Annotated in this window: 13 protein-coding genes; 4 read left to right on the top strand and 9 right to left on the bottom strand. The window is 63.9% G+C overall.

Annotated elements, in window-relative coordinates; translation table 11 throughout:
* Positions 1-45 precede the first annotated feature (45 nt).
* The 5 genes from nrfA to AB5Y98_RS07285 form a co-directional block, all read right to left on the bottom strand.
* Entirely contained in the window at positions 46-1,491 is a 1,446-nt protein-coding gene (gene nrfA / locus AB5Y98_RS07305; protein WP_368231652.1) for an ammonia-forming nitrite reductase cytochrome c552 subunit, read from the bottom strand.
* A gap of 607 nt (positions 1,492-2,098) precedes the next feature.
* Positions 2,099-3,301 (bottom strand): anaerobic glycerol-3-phosphate dehydrogenase subunit GlpC, encoded by a 1,203-nt coding sequence (gene glpC, locus AB5Y98_RS07300; RefSeq protein ID WP_368231614.1) that lies wholly within the window; start codon positions 3,299-3,301, stop codon positions 2,099-2,101.
* Between the two features lie 51 nt (positions 3,302-3,352).
* The gene (glpB, locus tag AB5Y98_RS07295) at positions 3,353-4,633 is read right to left on the bottom strand and encodes a glycerol-3-phosphate dehydrogenase subunit GlpB (RefSeq protein ID WP_368231613.1); all 1,281 of its coding nucleotides are present in this window, start codon (positions 4,631-4,633) and stop codon (positions 3,353-3,355) included.
* Positions 4,623-6,302: an anaerobic glycerol-3-phosphate dehydrogenase subunit A gene (glpA, locus tag AB5Y98_RS07290; RefSeq protein ID WP_368159873.1), complete on the bottom strand. Its 1,680-nt coding sequence runs from the start codon at positions 6,300-6,302 to the stop codon at positions 4,623-4,625. The genes glpB and glpA overlap by 11 nt, the downstream gene beginning before the upstream one ends.
* A gap of 186 nt (positions 6,303-6,488) precedes the next feature.
* Positions 6,489-6,944 (bottom strand): YchJ family protein, encoded by a 456-nt coding sequence (locus AB5Y98_RS07285; RefSeq protein WP_336291396.1) that lies wholly within the window; start codon positions 6,942-6,944, stop codon positions 6,489-6,491.
* A 130-nt stretch (positions 6,945-7,074) separates the two neighbouring features.
* Here AB5Y98_RS07285 and AB5Y98_RS07280 point away from each other — a divergent pair, with 130 nt between their 5' ends.
* The 4 genes from AB5Y98_RS07280 (at position 7,075) to AB5Y98_RS07265 (ending at position 12,330) form a co-directional block, all read left to right on the top strand.
* On the top strand, positions 7,075-8,742 hold the full coding sequence (locus tag AB5Y98_RS07280) for a methyl-accepting chemotaxis protein (protein WP_005300314.1): 1,668 nt from the start codon (positions 7,075-7,077) through the stop codon (positions 8,740-8,742).
* A 130-nt stretch (positions 8,743-8,872) separates the two neighbouring features.
* Entirely contained in the window at positions 8,873-10,084 is a 1,212-nt protein-coding gene (locus AB5Y98_RS07275) for an ROK family transcriptional regulator (RefSeq protein ID WP_005300317.1), read from the top strand.
* Positions 10,081-11,664, top strand: coding sequence for an ATP-binding protein (locus tag AB5Y98_RS07270; protein WP_368231612.1), 1,584 nt, complete (start codon positions 10,081-10,083; stop codon positions 11,662-11,664). Before AB5Y98_RS07275 ends, AB5Y98_RS07270 begins: the two co-directional genes overlap by 4 nt.
* Positions 11,665-12,330 (top strand): response regulator, encoded by a 666-nt coding sequence (locus tag AB5Y98_RS07265; RefSeq protein WP_042049372.1) that lies wholly within the window; start codon positions 11,665-11,667, stop codon positions 12,328-12,330.
* Positions 12,331-12,408: 78 nt separating this feature from the next.
* Here the strand turns inward: AB5Y98_RS07265 and AB5Y98_RS07260 are convergent, their stop codons facing one another.
* The 4 genes from AB5Y98_RS07260 to AB5Y98_RS07245 all read right to left on the bottom strand — a co-directional run bounded on the left by AB5Y98_RS07260 (position 12,409) and on the right by AB5Y98_RS07245 (position 17,167).
* A complete protein-coding gene (locus AB5Y98_RS07260) occupies positions 12,409-13,941 on the bottom strand; it encodes a tripartite tricarboxylate transporter permease (RefSeq protein ID WP_017765438.1) in 1,533 nt (510 codons plus the stop codon).
* 9 nt (positions 13,942-13,950) lie between these two features.
* Complete coding sequence (locus tag AB5Y98_RS07255; protein ID WP_368231611.1) at positions 13,951-14,412, bottom strand: tripartite tricarboxylate transporter TctB family protein; 462 nt, start codon at positions 14,410-14,412, stop codon at positions 13,951-13,953.
* Between the two features lie 57 nt (positions 14,413-14,469).
* Positions 14,470-15,435 (bottom strand): tripartite tricarboxylate transporter substrate binding protein, encoded by a 966-nt coding sequence (locus AB5Y98_RS07250; RefSeq protein WP_368231610.1) that lies wholly within the window; start codon positions 15,433-15,435, stop codon positions 14,470-14,472.
* A 220-nt stretch (positions 15,436-15,655) separates the two neighbouring features.
* Complete coding sequence (locus AB5Y98_RS07245; protein WP_368231609.1) at positions 15,656-17,167, bottom strand: transporter substrate-binding domain-containing protein; 1,512 nt, start codon at positions 17,165-17,167, stop codon at positions 15,656-15,658.
* Positions 17,168-17,363: the final 196 nt, after the last annotated feature.

Genomic DNA, 17,363 nt, shown 5'->3' with positions numbered 1-17,363 from the left:
CCTCCTTCCGGCGGCAGGCCCGACACTGCGGGCCCGCCTGCCTCGTCATTGTGCGAGCCGTCCGGCCGCTTTGGCCTCGGCATCCCAGGCGGGGACAGTGGTCTTGAGGAACTGGGCCTTGTCGCTGTTCATCTGCTTCATGTCCATGCCAAGAGCGGCCTGGGCCTTCTCCTTGCTGGAGATGTCAGGAATGGCGATCTCCTGGCTGAGCCCCTTGGCGGCCAGCAGGCGTGCCAGCTTGGTGCGGGCATCGGCGGCCTTGTCCAGGGCGGTCCCCAGCATGCGCAGCGCCACTTCCGGGGCGTGCATCTGCACCCCGTGGGAGGCGATGGAGAAATCCCAGCGCCACTGGGCGTGACGGATGTCCTGCAGAATGTCCTTCATCTCGGCCTCGGTGGCGCCGGCATCCCAGGCGGCCTTGGCTTCAAAGTGGGCGTGCACCAGCTGCTTCTCGACTCTGATCTTGAGATCGTGAATGGCATCCTTGCGCTGCTTGACCACCCCTTGCAGCATCTCCTTGCTCTGGGTGTGGCAGTTTCGGCAGGTCTGGTCGAAGCGATCGAAGGGGTTGCCCACCTTGTGATCGGTGTAGACCTTGCCCTGTTCGTTCTGCACCTTGGGCATGTGGCAGTCGACGCAGGCGACGTTGTTCTGGCCGTGAATGCCGGCGCGCCAGGTCTCGTACTCGGGGTGCTGGGCTTTGAGCATGGGGGTCTTGGAGAGGGCATGGGTCCAGTCGGCGAAGCCTATCTCGTCGTAGTACTGCTCCATCTGCTCCACTGTGGTGCCCTTGTCCCAGGGGAATTTCACCGCCTTGGTGGGGCCGGTGAAGTAGTACTCCACGTGGCACTGGCCACACACCTGGGACTGCTGATCGAAGCGCCCCTGCGCCTTGAACGGCTTGCCAATGGCGGTCATGGCGCGATCGGCATAGGGACGGGAGAGGTGCAGGGCGGGTTTGCCCTCCTTGAACTCTTTCGAGGCGGTGTCGTGGCAGTCGGCGCAGCCGATGGTGTTGACGATCTCGGGTCCACCTTTTGCCCACATCCCCTTGAAGTAGCCATCCTCACCCTTCTCGTCGATGACGCGGGCCACGTCCGGGCCTTTGCAGCTCCAGCAGGCCATGGGCAGGGGGCCATCCTCGGCGCTCTTGGGGGCGCCGGTGCGCAGGGTTTCCCGCACGTCGGTCAGCGCATAGAAGTGGCCACGCGGCTTGTTGTAATCCTTGGCGAAGGCGTAGCCGGCCCAGAGCACCACCATGTTGGGGTCCTCGGCCAGGGCATCGGTGCGCTCGCGGCTCTCGCCGGTCGCCTTCCAGCTGCTGAACTGATCGGCGTGATCCTTGGCGAACAGCTCGCTGCGCGCCTCTACCTTGCCCTTGATTTGTGCCTCGTCGGCCGCCTGTGCCCAGCCGCTGGTGCCAAGGCAGGTGGTAAGCAGCAGGGCGGCGAGGCCCAGCCTGGTCTGTCTGTTGTGTGAACTCACGATCATCACTCCCAAATCGATCTCATTGCCAAGCCTGACCGTTCCATCCTGGAGCTGGGCGTCAGCCCCCGCGCAAGGCAGGAGCAGGCAGGCCGATTAATTGTTATTAGTGAATAAAACCCATGTATTTATGCGATTGCTCGAGCTGGATATTACCAAATGGGTAAAACGAATGATGATTTATCGGGGGCGGGATTGCGCTAGATCAATTGGCGGAGCCGGCAACAAGCGGAAATGAGATCCCGGTTAAATTATGAGGAAACTCAACTTATTGCACCATTGTTAACGCTGCTGTCTGGCGACAGTGGGCTCAGTTGCCCGCCAGCCCGCGTCCGGCAAGGAGACGTCCGCAATGCGGCCGGTTTTCTATCTATTTGGGGATAATAAAATTAATATGAATAAATATGCTAGGTGGGTGGTGCTAAAGGGGAGGCGATGTGGCCGTCGGTAGCCGGATTCAATCAATGGGTTGCCTATTGAGGGCATGGCTCATTCGGGTGATGACCCAATAGAATTATCCAATAAGAGGAGCCGGCAATTGCCGGCTCTGTTTTTATCTGATTTTTACTCGTTGTCCTCTTTGCTGAACAGCTTGCCCGGTCGGGCGTAGGGATCAGGCCAGTGCCTGGGCCAGCAGGTGGATGGGGTGTTCGCAGCGGAACGCCGTGCTCATCTCGATCTGCCATTTGCAGGTTTCGCAGTCGGTGATCACCAGATCGGGCTTGAGCCGGTTTATCTGATCAAACAGCCCCTCGCCGATGGCCTGACTGGTCTGGTAGTTCTCCGACTTGAAGCCGTAGGTGCCGGCGATGCCGCAGCACTGGGAGTCCAGCACGGTCACCTTGACGCCGGGGATGGCCCGTAGCAGCTCGAGGGTATAGATGACGCCCCCCATCTTCTCCATGTGGCAGGGGGTGTGGTAGGCGATGTGCAGATTGAGCGGCTTCATCGCCGGCTTGTTGCCCTGGTAGAACTCGTTCCACAGGAAGCGGGTCACCAGCGAGATGCGATCGCGCACCTTGTGGTTGTCCTGCTCCAGCAGGTGGGGATATTCGTCGCGCAGGGTGAAGCCGCAGGTGGAGGAGGTGGCCAGCAGCGGCATCTCGTTGCCGAGCAGGGTGTTCTCCAACTGCTGGATGTTGAAGGCCGCCTGCTGCTTGGCCTTGTCCATGAAGCCGTTGGCAATCAGCGGCACGCCGCAGCACTTCTCTCGCTCGAGCAGTTGCACGCCGATATTCATGGCGTTGAGCACCTGCACCAGCTCCTTGCCGAGCTGAGGGTGGTTGTAGTTCACGTAGCAGCCGTGGAAGTAGGCGACCTGGCGCGCAAAGCTGGCCTGGGTCTCCTTCTGCTTCTTGTACCAGCCGCGGAAGGTACCCTGGGAGTATTTGGGCAAGGAACGGTGGGAGGAGACCCCGAGCGCTTTGTCCAGCACCAGCTTCATCGGCTTGAGGCCGGTGGTGAAGTTGACGACTGGGGCCATCAGGGTGGACATGCTGCCCATCAGATCGGTGTGGGAGAGCACGAACTCGCGGATCCCGGGTTTGAAGCCGCTGTATTGATGCTTGGCCTTGGCGATGATGTCGCCGATGCGCACGCCGCTCGGGCAGGCCACCTCGCAGCGTTTGCAGTTGGTGCAGTACTTGAGGGCGCTGTCAAAGAGCTCGGGGCTCTTGATCCGCAGCCGCTCCCCATCCGGCCCCGCCTGCTTGGGGCCCGGGTAGGCCGGGTTGGCCTTGGCCACCGGACAGTAGGCGGTACAGACGGTGCATTTGATGCACTGATCGAAAGTTTGGTTGGCGTGATCCAGTAGCATGTCAGTTCTCCTCCCGTCGATATTGAAGGCACGGGATATGGGGCGAAATCATCATTGGGCTGAACTCAAAATGTGGCCGGCGGCTTGCCAGCCGGTGGCAACCGCGACACCTGAACCTGACCCCTCCTTGATGGGGTCATAGTGCGCCAGTACGCTGCCCGCCCCATAGAGGTTGGCGAGCGGCTTGCCGCCGCGCAGTACCCGCAACATTTCGTCGGTCTTGACCCCGAAGCCCATGAAGGGATGGTGGTCAAACAGTCGGCGACCGGCCCAGGTGTCGCGCTCTTCGAGGCTCAATACGTCGGCATCAAAGATGGGCTCGCGAATGCCGCGCAGGCGCGACTCCAGCCCGCGGCTGAAGAAGCTGCCGGAGGCGAGCACGAAGTTGTCCGCTTCAAAGAGTTGATCGTCGCCATTCTGGCTGTGCACGCCGATGACCCGATCGCCGTCGTAACGGGCGCCCAGCACCCGCTCGCTGGTGAGGAAGGTGCCGCCAAGGGCCATGAAGCGGCGCTTGAGGGCCTCCTGCATCCGCATGCCGATAAGCGACGGCGGCATGGTGGCCACCTCCTTGATGATGCAGCCGGTGCGCTGCTCCAGCTCCGTCAGGCGCGGGCCGACCAGCCCCAGTGACAGGCAGGCGGGCAGCACCAGGTGGCGGCAGCGCGGCTCGCCGCTCTCCTGCACCATGCGGCTGATCTCGCGGGCCAGATCCGTCAGCAGGTCATGCTGGGCATTGCCCTGCTTGTCAAACAGGCGGGCGATGTCGGCGGAGCGAAACTCGTGGGGATTGCGGCTGAACTCGGCCAGCTGGGGCAGGCGAATTTCCCCGGTCAGGATGCGGCAGTGGGCGAAGCGCGCGTGGGTCGTCAAGTTGGCGGCCGCGAGCTCGGGGTGAAAGTCGCGAAATCCCTCCAGGGTGGCCAGCAGGATGGCGTCGGGGGCCGGAGCATCGGTCACGCAGGCGCAGGTGTCGGGGGAGAGCCAGGTGGCTTTGAGGGTGCCGATGGGGGTCAGCCGCTGGTGATTGCGCTCCTGGCGAAACAGCGGCAAGCCCTGGGCGGCGCAGTGACGCTGCAGATCATCGAGGCTGGCCGCGATATGGGCCAGCCCCACCTTGCTGTAGGGGTGTTCGGGGTTGGCTGCCATAAAGGCGGGCAGGGCGGTGCGGGGATCTCCCTCGCTCTCCAGCAGATCCACCGAGCCGGAGGAGAAGTGCAGGGCGCTCTGGCCGGAGGCCATCAGCAGGGTCTTCTGGCCGGCCTCGGCCAGACGCAGGGCCGCGGAGAGGCCCGCCATGCCGCCGCCGATAACGATGCTGTCAAATTTCATGGCTGCGCTCCTTGGTGGGATTGGCGGTGCTGGCGTCTTGCGGGAAGGGCGGCTCGGCCACCAGGTGGGGGGCCGTCCACTCGCCAAGGCCGAACAGCCCCTCGTAGATCCAGTAGGTAAATTCAGCTTCGCGCAGGGCATCGCCCCACAGCACGGGGCGGGTGCCCTTGTAGCGCTCCTCCAGGAACTGGCGCAGCATGACGCAAGCCTGGCGGCCGTCGGCCTTGCCGTACTCCTGCATCAGGCCGGCGGCGCGATAGGCGCACAGCTCCCCCTGACAGGGGCCCATGCCCAGACGAGTGCGGCGGCGCAGATCCACCAGGTTGTCCACGTCGAGCTCGCGCAGGGCGTATTCGATTTCACCCGCGGTCACCATCTCGCACTCGCAGATGAGGGCGTTGGCCTTGGGATTGTCGCGGAAAAAGGCGATGACCCGCTCGCCGTGACGGTACTGGGCCGAGCCTTCGGCCGGGACCGAGAGGCCGGGGGCGGAGACCTTCTCCGGATCCCGCGAGCCGGGCAGGCTCAGCTCGGCGGTGCGGCAGGGTTTGCTGTTGCCAAGCTTCCTGGCCAGCAGATCGGTGGCCCATTCGGCCATCAGCCGGTAGGTCATCAGCTTGCCGCCGGTGATGGTGTTGAAACCCTTGAGCCCGTCCCGCTCGGCGTGATCCAGCAGCACTATGCCGCGGCTGATGTTGCGGCCCGACTCGTCGCCATCCACCGCCACCAGCGGGCGAACGCCGGCATAGGCGCGCAGCAATCGGGTGCGGGCCATGATGGGGGCCAGTTTTATCCCTTCGCGCAGCAGCACCTCCACCTCTTCGGGCTCGACGGTGAGCTGGTCAATCTTGTGGTAATCGATGCGGCTCGAGGTGGTGCCGATGAGGGAGATGGTATCGCCCGGCACCAGGATATCCGCATCCGCCGGTTTGCGGCAGCGGTTGAGCACCAGCTGGTTGATGCGGTAATCCATGATGAGCAGGGAACCCTTGGCCGGGAACATGCGGATGCCGAGATCGGCGTATTCGCAGATCTGCTGGCCCCAGATGCCGGCGGCGTTGATCACCTCCTGGCACTCCACCTCGAATGCTTCACCTGTGCGGGTGTTGATGGCCTTGACCCCGTGCACCCTATCCTGGGTGCGCAAGAGCCCAAGCACCTTGCTGTGGGTGAAGATGCGGGCGCCGTGCTCCTTGGCATCCAGCACGTTGGCGGCGGCCAGGCGGAAGGGGTCCACCGTGCCGTCCGGCACCTGGATGGCACCGATCAGCGCCGGGTTGACGTTGGGTTCGAGGCGCAGCGCATCGGCGGGATCCAGCTGGCGGGCGTCGATGCCCGCCAGGGCGCAGGCGTCCATGAAGGTAGTTTGAAAATGGATGTCATCTTCCGGCAGGGTGATGAAGAGGCCACCGGTGTCCTCGACGCAGTGGCTGGCGATCCGCTTGAGGATGCGGTTCTCCTGAATGCACTCGCGGGCGGACTCCTGATCCGTCACCGCGTAGCGGGCGCCGGAGTGAAGCAGGCCATGGTTGCGGCCCGTGGTGCCGGCGGCGATATCGTCCCGCTCAAGCAGGATGCAGTCGATGCCGCGCAGTGCGCAATCGCGCATGATGCCGGCTCCGGTGGCGCCACCCCCTATGATGACGACTTGTGTGGTTATTCTTTTCATTCTTGCCCGTCTCATCTCTTCCAGATGGTGCCAGTGTGGCCTGTCTCTGGGCAGAAATGTTTGATATGGGCCAAGTTAATGTTCGCAAACGCTCATTGGTGGGGGTGTTAATGAGCAAATCGTGATTGTTGTCACACCCTAATAACAGTAGAGGGGGCCGCTGGGCCCCCTCTGTCAACATGGCATTCAGCCGCAGCACTTCTTGAACTTCTTGCCGCTGCCACAGGGACAGGGGTCGTTGCGTCCCACCCGCAGCGGCGCCGGATCCTGCTCGCCGTCGGTGTAGACCCAGCGCCCCTGATGGCGCACGAAACGGGATCGCTCATGGAGGCAGTGGCGCTCTTCACCCTCCATGAACCAGGCCTTGAACTCCACCATGCCAAGGGTGTCAGCGGGGCCGCCCTGGCTGGTGATGATCTCGAGCCCGTCCCATTGGGTGTCGGTCCGGGAGAGCTGCTCCGCGGTCAGTCCGTTCAGATAGTCAGGGTGCCAGCTGTGCACCAGGTACTCCCCCAATCCCAGCACGAAGGCGCTGTAACGCGAGCGCATCAGCTGCTCCGGGGTCTGGGGGGCGGCCCCCTGGTGCAGTGATCCACAGCACAAATCGAGAGAAAGAGTTGAACCGCAAGGGCATTTGTTCATGTGACTGGCCATCTGAGTCGATAGAGATAGAGGCGGGGATTGTAGCGAAAGCGGGTCCCCGTCGACCAGCATCCTATACTGGTCTGGTAGGAACGGAACACTCATAAAAACAGCTGCAAGGATGTAAAAGATGACGCTAAAGCAGAAAATCCTGTTGTTGGGAGCCGTCCCCGTGCTCCTGATGGCCCTGGTGGTCAATCTCAGCAACTACATGATTGCAAAGAGTGATCTGGAAGCCGATCTGGTGGTGGCGCGGGAGAATGCGATCAAGGATCGCAAGGAACTGCTCAGCAGCTATCTGATGCTGGCCAAGACGGCCATCGATGCCGTCTACAGCCAGCCGGACAGCCCGGCGGTGCGCAAGCAGGTGATCGAGATGCTGCGTCCGCTTCGCTACAGCAGCGACGGCTACTTCTTCGTCTACGACTTTCAGGGCACGGCGATACTCCTGCCCCCCCGTCCCGAGATGGAGGGCAAGAACCGCTGGCAGGACAAGGATGCCAAGGGCAAGCTGCTGATCCAAGAGATCGTCAAGGCGGCGCGCCAGGGGGATGGTTTCTCCGAATACTGGACAGCCAAGCCCTCCATCGGTCGGGACGCCCCCAAGCTCTCCTTCAACCTGGTACTCGACAAGTACCAGTGGATCATCGGCACCGGTTTTTATATCGACGACATCGACAACGAGCTGGCGGCGCTGCGCACCGTACGCGAGAGCAACATGCGTGACTCGCTGCAGAGCAGCGTGCTGCTGATCCTGGTCATTCTGGGGGTGACCCTGGCCGCCACCGTGGTGATCGGCAACCGGGTTACCCGGCCGCTGGCGGACGCGGTATCGGCTCTCAACGACATCGCCGACGGGGAGGGGGATCTGACCCAGCGCCTCAAGGTACAGAGCCACGACGAGATTGGTCAGCTGGCCACCGCCTTCAACCGTTTCGTGGCACGGATCCAGTCGGTGGTGAGCCAGGTGGGAGAGACCAGCAACCATCTGTTCAGCGCGGTGGAGAAGCTGCACCACCTGAGCGAGCACTATGACCATCAGATGCACGGCCACAGCCGGGAGACGGATCAGGTGGTTACCGCGGTGACCGAGATGAGTTCCACCGCCCAGGAAGTGGCGGCCAGCGCCTCCAACGCCGCCACCGCCACCAGCGATGCGGCGCGCGAATCCGATGCCGCCCGCGGTGTGGTGGGCACCGCCATCAACAGCATCAACCGGCTGGTGGGCGAGGTGCACACCGCCTCCGGCGTCATCGAGCAGCTGGCGCAGGAGACCGCCAAGATAGGATCCGTGGTTGAGGTCATTCGCGGCATTGCCGAGCAGACCAACCTGCTGGCGCTCAACGCCGCCATCGAGGCGGCCCGGGCCGGCGAGCAGGGACGCGGCTTCGCGGTGGTGGCGGATGAAGTCCGTTCGCTGGCCGGTCGCACCCAGCAGAGCACCAAGGAGATCAACGAGATGCTGCAGCGTCTGCAGGGCGGGGTGAAACAGGCGGTTGACGTGATGCAGGCGAGCGAGGATCGCAGCCAGGAGACGGTGCAGGAGGCGAGCCACATCGCCACCTCCCTCGACAGCATGGTGATGGCGGTCAGCACCATCAACGACATGAACATCCAGATCGCCACCGCCGCCGAGGAGCAGCATGCGGTCTCCGAGGAGATCAACAAGAACCTGGTGGCCATTCAGCAGATCGTCAGCGAGCTGACCGATGCGGCGGTCGAGTCCAACAGCACCACCCGCGATCTCGCCAGCACCGGGGACAAGCTGCGCAAGCTGGTCTCCCAGTTCCGCTACTGATGGGGTGACAAGAGGGGATATCCCTCACAAGATGCGGCCTGGCCCCCGGTTCAGGCCGCACTTTATTTGGGGATTGATCAATAATGTGTGAAAATTGTCGCCCTCTGTGTCAGCTGTTGCCCCTTACCCTATGAATGAGATCGTGAAAGGCAGTATCGATTTGATCCGTCAGCTCAACTATGGCCTGGTCTACGCCAGCCTGGAGGAGCACAAGGAGCTGTCCCGTACCGATCTCTCCCGCCTGACTGGTCTCTCGCCTGCCAGCATCACCAAGATCACCCGCGAGCTGCTCGACGGCGGTCTGGTGGTCACCTGCGGCGAGAGCTCGGTGGGGCGCGGTCGCCGCCAGACCCTGCTGCGCATCAACGAGCGCCGCTTCCAGTTTCTCTCCATGCGCCTTGGCCGCGGTTATGTGGACATGGCGCTGTTCGACCTGGCAGGCCGCTCCCTCGCCCGCCATCGTCACGTGTTCAGCGAAGGGGAGCGCGCCGACCTGCTGGCCAGCCTGGTGCGGGCCATCGAGGGCTTCTTGCCCAAAAAAGCGCTGCGTCTGGCCTGCATCGCCCTCTGCCTGCCCGGGCAGGTGGAGCGCCACTCCGGCATGGTCAAGCACTTCCCCTTCTACGATCTGCGCAACTGGCCGCTCGGTCCGACCCTGCAGGAGGCCTTCGCGGTGCCGGTGCTGGTGAGCGGCGACGTGCGCACCTGGATCCAGGCCGAGCGTGAGTGGGGAGCCGCCAAGAACTGCGCCGATGCGGTGCTGGTGTTCGTGCACAACGACATCGGGGTCGGCATGGTGGTCAACGGCCAGCTCATCGAGAGCGAGAACGCGCTGCTCGGCGATCTCAGCCATCTGCAGCTCGAACCCTATGGCCAGCGCTGCTACTGCGGCGGCTTCGGCTGTGCCTGCACCCTGGTGACCAATCAGGCGCTCGAAGCCCAGTATCGGGATCTGCGCGAGCGGATGCAGGAGCACGATCTGCCCGAGAGCGTCACCATTCGCGAGCTGTGCGAGCTGGCGCTGGCGGGCAACAGCCTCTGTCAGGACATTCTCCATCAGGCGGCGGGGCGCCTCTCCCGGGTGCTCTCCAACCTCATCTGTCTGCTCAATCCGGGTAAGTTGCTGCTGGGGGGGGAGATCACCCGCGCCGATCGGCTGCTGTTCCCCATGCTGCACCAGTCGCTGGCCAGCCAATTGCCGGCCGAGTACCTGGTGCGCCTGCAGATCGAGTCCACCCACTTCTATGAAGATCCCACCAAGCCCACCTCGGTGCAGGTGCACAAGGCCCTGCGCGACGGCAGCCTGCTGCTCGACTTGTTGCGAGGCGACAAGGAGGCATGAGGCTGGGGTTGCAAGGACGCATCCTGCTCATGCTCTGTCTGGTCAGTCTGCTGCAGCTGGTGCTGCTGAGCGGGGCCAGTTACTACTATGTGTCCGAGCAGCGCTACCGCGAGGTGGGGGATCAGGCCCTCGACGTGGCGCGGCTGGTGGCGCGAGAGTCCGGCGTCATCGCCGGGGTGAAACGGGCCGACACCGCCCGCCTCAATGTGCTGGTGGAGCGGATCCGCGCCGAGGTCGGCGCCAGCTACATCGTCGTTGGCGATAAGGAGGCGCGCCGGCTGGTGCACCCCAATGCGGATCGCATCGGCCAGCCCATGATGGGGGATGACCCGCAACGTGCCTTGCTGGGGGAGTCCTACATCTCCCGCGCTCAAGGATCCCTCGGGGTCTCGGTGCGTGGCAAGAGCCCCATCCGCGATGAGCTCGGTCAGGTCATCGGGGTGGTCTCGGTCGGTTATCTGGTGCGGGATATCGAGGCGGATCTGCAGGGTTTTCTGCATTTCGGTCTCGCCATGACCCTGCTCATCGTGCTGCTCAACAGCCTGGCCGCCACCTGGCTGGCCCGCCGTTACAAACGGGCGCTGCTCGGCTTCGAGCCCGAGCAGATGGGGCGTCTCTACACCGAGCTCGACTGCACCCTGCGCACCGTGCGTGAGGGGATCCTCACCATCGACGAGCAGGGGCGGCTCACCTCCCTCAACCCCAATGGCATCCGCTTGCTGCGTCTGGACGAGGCCATCGCCCGGGCCGCCATCGGCCAGCCGGTCACCCGGCTGCTGCCGGAAAGTCGCATGCTCTCCCTCATTCAGGATCCGCGCCCCCAGTTTGACGAGGAGATAGTGCTCAACGGCCAGTCCCTCATCGTCAACCGGCTGCCGCTGGTGCGCGAGGGCAAACTGATCGGCGCGGTGTCGAGCTTTCGGCGCAAGGACGAGCTGGAAGAGCTCAGTGCCCAGCTCTCCCAGGTGCAGGCCTACAGCGATCTGCTGCGGGTGCAGACCCACGAGCACCACAACCAGCTCGGCACCATCGCCGGGCTCATTGAGCTGGGTGCCACCGGCGAGGCGCTCGCCTTCATCGGACGGGAGGCGGCCACCGAGCAGAGCCTGCTCAACTTCCTGATGACGGCCATCGCCAAACCCAAGGTGGCCGGCCTGCTGCTCGGCAAGTACCACAGGGCCCACGAGCTGGGGCTGGTGCTGGAGGTGGACCCGGATTCTCGCCTGCACGACATTCCCCTTCGCGTCAGCGGCTCCCAGCTGGTGACGGTACTGGGCAACCTCATCGACAATGCCTTCGAGGCGACCCGCCGCCACGGCGCCCCCTACCAGCCGGTGCGGGTGGCCCTGAGCGATCTCGGCCAGGATCTCATTCTGGAGGTGGAAGACGGGGCCGGTGGCATCGATCCTGCGCTGGCAGATCGGCTGTTTGAGCGGGGGGTGAGCAGCAAGGCGGAGCCGGATCACGGCATCGGCCTCTCTCTGGTGCGCAAGACCCTGGATGCCCTGCAGGGGCAGATCACCATCGAAGCCACGGCGCAGGGAAGTTGCGTTGTCTGTTACATTCCCAAGGAGGTGTGAGTGATCAAGATCCTGATCGTCGAGGACGATCCGGCTATCGCCGAGATCCACCGCCGCTTCGTGCAGCGGCTGGCAGGTTTCGAAGTATTGGGAGTGGCGCTCACCCTGTTTGATGCCAGGGAGCAGATCGCCATCCTCAAGCCCGATCTGGTGCTGCTGGATGTCTGGCTGCCCGATGGCGAGGGCTTTGCCCTGTTGCGCGAGCTGCGCCAGGCCGGGGCCAGTCTGGACGTCATCCTGCTCACCGCGGCGCGGGAGGCCGCAGCCCTGCAGGAGGCGATGCGGCTCGGGGTGGTGGATTTCATTTTGAAGCCCGTGGTATTCGAGCGGCTGCGCGACACCCTCGACAAATATTGCCAGAGTCGCGCCGCCCTGGCGGCCCTGGCGGACATCGATCAGCAGGCGGTGGACGCCCTGTTTGGCACGCCGTTGCAGCAGGTGGCGGCGGGTGGCCTGCCCAAGGGGATCGACGGCCTCACCCTGCAGCGGGTGCTGGCTGCCTTGACCCAGCAAGGAGCCAGCGCCGAGGAGATCGGCGGCCGGGTCGGGGTGAGCCGCACCACGGCGCGCCGCTATCTGGAGTTTCTGGTGGGCCAGCAACTGGCGAGTCCGGAGCTGGAGTACGGCACCGTTGGCCGGCCGGAGCGGCGTTATCGCCAGCCCTGACTGGCGTAACTCCCCATCCACTTTTGCCAATAAAAAGAGCGCCTGTCGGCGCTCTTTTGCTGTGTGGGATCCGCCAACTCAGCTTGGCTCGGATTGCAGTGTGGCGGCCGGTGCGCGGCGCGCCTGCCACCACTGCCACAGCGGCAACAGCAGCATGGTCAGGGTGATCACCGTGAAGGCCAGGGTGATGGGGCGCTCCCACAGGAAGCTCAGGGAGCCGTCGTTGATCACCAGGGCCCGGCGCAGGTTGTCCTCCAGCATGCCCCCCAGGATAAAGCCGAGCAGCATGGGGGCCATGGGGAAGGTGAGCAGGCGCAGGCCGATGGCGATCAGTGCCACCAGGGTCATCACGTGGATGTCCATGGTGTTGAAGGAGACCAGATAGACCCCGGTCAGGGAGAACAGCAGCACCATGGGGATCAGCACGGGGCGCGGCACCGCCAGTACCTTGGCCAGATAGGGGATGAGGGGGAGGTTCAGGATCAACAGCACCACGTTGCCCAGGTACATGGAGATGATCACCGACCAGAAGACGTCCGGATGCTCCATGAAGAGGCGCGGGCCCGGCTGGATGCCGTAGGCCACCAGGGCGCCCAGGATGAGGGCCGTGGTGCCGGATCCCGGGATCCCCAGGGTCAGCAGGGGCACGAAGGAGCCGGTGGAGGCGGCATTGTTGGCCGCTTCCGGCGCGGCCAGACCGCGCAGGCTGCCCTGGCCGAATTGCTCCTGGCGCTGCTTGCCGGCGATGTTGCGCTCGGCGCCGTAGGCCATGAAGGCGGCGATGGTGGCGCCGGCCCCCGGCAGCACGCCGATGAGAAAGCCTAGCACCGAGGAGCGGGCGATGGGGGGCGCTATCTCCCTGACCTCCTCCTTGCTCAGCTTGAGGCTGCCGAGCTGCTGCATCTGCCTGGCTTCTTCCTCGCTGTTGTCCTTGCCGGGGCGCAGCACCGCCATCAGGATCTCCGCCAGAGCAAAGGTGGCCATGGCCAGCAGCAGGAAGGAGAAGCCGTCACGCAGGTCCGGCAGGCCGAAGGTGAACCTGTCCACCCCGACGCTGCGGTCGATGCCGATGGTGGAGATCATGATACCAAACAGCGCCATGATCAGCGCCTTGAGCACCTGCCCCTTGCCGGCAAAGGCCGCCACGGCGGAGAGCCCCAGCACCATGAGGGCGAAGTAGTCCGCCGACTGGAAGGAGAGGGAGACCTTGGCCAGCAGCGGCGCCGCCACCATCAGCATGATGGCGGAGAGGGTGCCGCCGGTGAAGGAGGCGTAGGCGGCGATGGCCAGCGCCTTGCCAGCCTGTCCCTTGCAGGCCAGCGGATAGCCGTCGAAAGCGGTGACCACGGTGGCGGAGCAGCCGGGGGCGTTGATCAGGATGGAGGAGGTGGAGCCCCCGAAGATGGCGCCGTAATAGACGCCGGCCATCAGGATGATGCCGGAGGAGGGATCCAGGCCATAGGTGATGGGGATCATCAGGGCGATGGCGGTGACCGGGCCCAGGCCCGGCAGCATGCCGATAAAGGTGCCGATGAAGCAGCCAAGCACCACCATCATCAGGTTGACCGGCAGCAGTGCGGTGCCGAGTCCTTGCAAGATTCCGTCTAACATGGTGACTCCTTAGAAACCGAGCAGGGTGAACAGGCGACCCGGCTCCAGATAGACGTTGAGCCCCTTGGTGAGCAGGGCCCAGAAACTGATGGAGAAGGGGACGCTGATCATCAGGCCGTAGCGCAGGCTGGGCTCACCCAGTACCCGGATGCCCACGCTCAGGAAGGCGATGGTCGAGAGCACGAAGCCAAACCAGGTGAGCCCCAGTCCGTAAATGACCATGAGCCCGAGCAGGATGAAGACCCGGCGCCAGTCCCCCTCTTCCCGGCGCAGAGGCTCACCCCCGGGAAAGAGCACCAGCAGCAGGGAGAGCAGCGCCCCGATCCCGGCCAGGGCATAGGGCAGGGTACTGGCGGTGAAGGGTTCGTATTCGTCGCCGGGGTAGCCCGGTATCTCGGTGGCGTAATAGCCATAGGCGAGGGAGAGCAGCAGAAACAGCAGGCCCCCCAGTCGCTCCTTGGTGATGTTCATCTCTTGACTCCAACATGAGCGGCGGGCCTGCGCCCGCCTGCGATGTGACAACGAGGGTTACTTGATGAAGCCGAGCTCGCGCATCAGGCCGCCGATCTGCTGCTCCTGGTCGTCGAGGAAGGCGGTGAACTCGGGACCGGACTTGTAGAGGTTGGTCCAGCTGTTGCGGCTGCGGACCACTTCCCACTCCGGCTTGTCGTACATCTGCTTGAGCAGGGCGGCAAACTCGGCGGATTTCTCCGGGCTGATGGTGGGGGAGGCGAAGTAACCGCGCCAGTTGGCGAAGACGGTGGGATTGTTCTGCTCGCTGAAGGTGGGGATCTGCTCCGCCCCCGGTAGGCGCTTGTCGGAAGTGACCCCGAGGATCCGCATCTGGCCCGACTTGACCGCTTCCATCGCCTCGCCAAAGCCGGTGGAGATGGCCTGGGTCTCCCCGGCCAGCACGGCGGCCATGGCGCTGCCGCCAGCATCGTAGGCGACGTAGCGCAGCTTGCTGGCGTCGGCACCGGCATTCTTGAAGGTCAGGGCGGCGACCAGGTGATCCAGGCTGCCACGGGCTGAGCCACCGGCGATCTTCACCTTGGCCGGGTTCTCCTCGTAGGCGGCCAGCAGTTGGGCCCAGTTCTGATAAGGGGAGTCCGCCTTCACCGCCAGCGCCTGGTAGTCGGCGATGATGGCGGCCACCGGCGTCAGGTCACGGAAGGACTGGGGCAGCTCCTTGGAGAGGGATTTGACGATGATGGGGGTGGAGTTGACCATCAGGGTCTTGTCGGACTGGGCCGAGGTCTCGATGAGATGGGCGATGGCCTTGGCGCCGCCACCGGCGGACATGTTCTGATAGGAGACGGTCTTGACCAGACCGGACTTGGCCAGCACTTCACCGGTGCCGCGGGCCGTGGTATCCCAGCCGCCGCCGGCACCGCCCGGGATCAGGAAGTGGACTTCGTTGATCTGGGCGTGGGCGCCGAAGCTCAGTGCGAGCAGGCTACCGATCAGGGTGCGCTTGAAGGTTCCTTGCAACATGGTGCTCTCCTTGTGATTGTTGCGGGAAGGTTAATTAATCATGTCTGGCTGGAAAACAATCTGACCGTAATGGCTATTTTGTTCATTCTGGTCACGACAGGGAGAACTGCTCGCTCTGACAGGCCGGAAGGGGGGCAGGCTGCACTGCGCCGCCGGCTGAAAAGGCGCGAGGCTCCCCCGTCAGAAGGGGAGCCTCGCGAAAGAGGGAGCTGACTTATCCCTATGATGTGGGGGCGGCGGAGACCTGGTCGCCGCTGGCACCCTGCTGCTTGATGGCCTCGTTCGCCTGCTGCTTGCGCTGCAACTGCTCCACCACCAGCTTGTAGGCGATGTAGTACTTGTAGATGTTGCCCACGTAGGTGACGGTCTCGGGCCCTATCTTCTCCGCCGCCACGTACTCGACGTTGTGAAACCAGACGTTGGGATCCAGCCCCCGTTTCTTGGCCTCGGTGCGCAGCCGTGCCACCCGGGCGGGGCCGGCATTGTAGGAGGCGAACGAGAAGAGCGCCTTGTCGAGGGCGGTCATGGGCTCGTCCGCATAGTAGTGGTCGATCATCCAGCGCATGTATTTGACGCCGCCATGGATGTTGGGCTCAAGCTGGCGGATGTCGCCCACCTTCAGGCCCTTGCCGGTGGCGGGCATGATCTGCATGATGCCGATGGCGCCGACGTGGCTGCGCGCCTGATGGTTGAGGGCCGACTCCTGATAACCCTGGGCTGCCATCAGCAGCCAGTCCACCTCGTATTTCTCGCCATACGCGCGAAACAGATCCACCACCTGCAGAAACTTCTTGCGCTCGGCCTCGGCGGCGGCGCTCTTGACGAACTTGTTCTGCTTGAGATAACGGGCGAGGAGCTCGTCCCCGGTTGCCTTGCCGCGCAGCGCCTTGATCTGTTTGTTGAGCATGGCCAGCAGTTGCGGGCTCTCCTTGCGCACCGCCCAGGCGATGACACCCCCTTGCCGGAACACCGGCTGTTCATGGATCCGGATGGCGGGAAAGATCTTCTGCCAGAAGCGCGCCTTGTGCTCGTCCATGACGATGAAAGGGAGCAGGCCGGCGTTGACCATCTCTACCAGATCTTCGTCCTCCAGTGCCTCGGGGGCCGGTTGAATGTCGATGAGCGGCTCTCCCGCCGCCTTGCGTGCCTGGTTGTAGGCCATGAGGCTCTCGAAGTAGCTGGAGGAGGGGCGCACGTAGATGCGCTGGCCGGCCAGGTCGGCGGCACTTTCCACCTTGGGGGAGAGGGGGCCGGAGATGAGTAGCTCCTGCACGTTGTCGAGCAGGGGAGCGGTGAATGCCACGCCCTGCTCCTTGCGCTTGTCCGTGATAGTGAGGTTGGCGGCGGCGATGTCACCCTTGCCCGCGATGAGGGCATCCAACAGGGCTTCGCGTGCCACCGGGATGAAGATCAGGTGCAGCTTGAGATGGCGCTTGAGGTTCTTTTGCTTGCGCAACTGCTCGTTGAGCCGCTTCTCCAGCAACATGAAGGCGTCATAGGTGACGCCCCGCTGTATCCCCTTGTCGATGAAGTAACCTGTCTTGTTGTAGGTGGTGAGCACCCGGATGGAGCGCCGTGCCAGCATGGCATCGAGATCGCCAAGCTGGGGCTGGGCCAGCTGGTCGCTGTTGAACGTCAGTGCGGCCGGCTCGGCGTCGGCCTGCGCTGGCGTTGCGGCCTGCAGCGGGCCGCACAGCAGTCCGCACAGGAGGAGGATCCATAACCGCGTCATGATACTGCCCTCATGTTTTTCATTGAGTGTAAGCGGCATGGGGCGGGCGCTTTAGCTCATTGGGTTTGCTCGGCGGGGGGTGGATAGCACCATAGGCCCTATCCGATGAAGGGGCAGGCGAGCGGGGAAGTGGGGAACAGAGCAGAGAATAAAAAGGGGAGCCTCAGTGGCTCCCCTTTGACGACACTTGGTCGGC

The sequence above is a fragment of the Aeromonas sp. s3 genome (genome assembly GCF_040907805.1).
Taxonomy (GTDB): Bacteria; Pseudomonadota; Gammaproteobacteria; order Enterobacterales; family Aeromonadaceae; genus Aeromonas; species Aeromonas dhakensis.
Note: the sequence above shows the minus strand (reverse complement) of the source record. Positions and strands in the feature narration are given on the sequence as shown.

What these genes read in the sequence shown, in the direction of transcription:
- AB5Y98_RS07250 (WP_368231610.1), bottom strand. Translation starts at nt 15,435, where the DNA reads ATGTTGCAAGGAACCTTCAAGCGCACCCTGATCGGTAGCCTGCTCGCA.
- glpC (WP_368231614.1), bottom strand. Translation starts at nt 3,301, where the DNA reads ATGCTACTGGATCACGCCAACCAAACTTTCGATCAGTGCATCAAATGC.
- glpB (WP_368231613.1), bottom strand. Translation starts at nt 4,633, where the DNA reads ATGAAATTTGACAGCATCGTTATCGGCGGCGGCATGGCGGGCCTCTCC.
- AB5Y98_RS07280 (WP_005300314.1), top strand. Translation starts at nt 7,075, where the DNA reads ATGACGCTAAAGCAGAAAATCCTGTTGTTGGGAGCCGTCCCCGTGCTC.
- AB5Y98_RS07285 (WP_336291396.1), bottom strand. Translation starts at nt 6,944, where the DNA reads ATGAACAAATGCCCTTGCGGTTCAACTCTTTCTCTCGATTTGTGCTGT.
- AB5Y98_RS07255 (WP_368231611.1), bottom strand. Translation starts at nt 14,412, where the DNA reads ATGAACATCACCAAGGAGCGACTGGGGGGCCTGCTGTTTCTGCTGCTC.
- AB5Y98_RS07270 (WP_368231612.1), top strand. Translation starts at nt 10,081, where the DNA reads ATGAGGCTGGGGTTGCAAGGACGCATCCTGCTCATGCTCTGTCTGGTC.
- AB5Y98_RS07275 (WP_005300317.1), top strand. Translation starts at nt 8,873, where the DNA reads ATGAATGAGATCGTGAAAGGCAGTATCGATTTGATCCGTCAGCTCAAC.
- AB5Y98_RS07245 (WP_368231609.1), bottom strand. Translation starts at nt 17,167, where the DNA reads ATGACGCGGTTATGGATCCTCCTCCTGTGCGGACTGCTGTGCGGCCCG.
- glpA (WP_368159873.1), bottom strand. Translation starts at nt 6,302, where the DNA reads ATGAAAAGAATAACCACACAAGTCGTCATCATAGGGGGTGGCGCCACC.
- nrfA (WP_368231652.1), bottom strand. Translation starts at nt 1,491, where the DNA reads ATGATCGTGAGTTCACACAACAGACAGACCAGGCTGGGCCTCGCCGCC.
- AB5Y98_RS07260 (WP_017765438.1), bottom strand. Translation starts at nt 13,941, where the DNA reads ATGTTAGACGGAATCTTGCAAGGACTCGGCACCGCACTGCTGCCGGTC.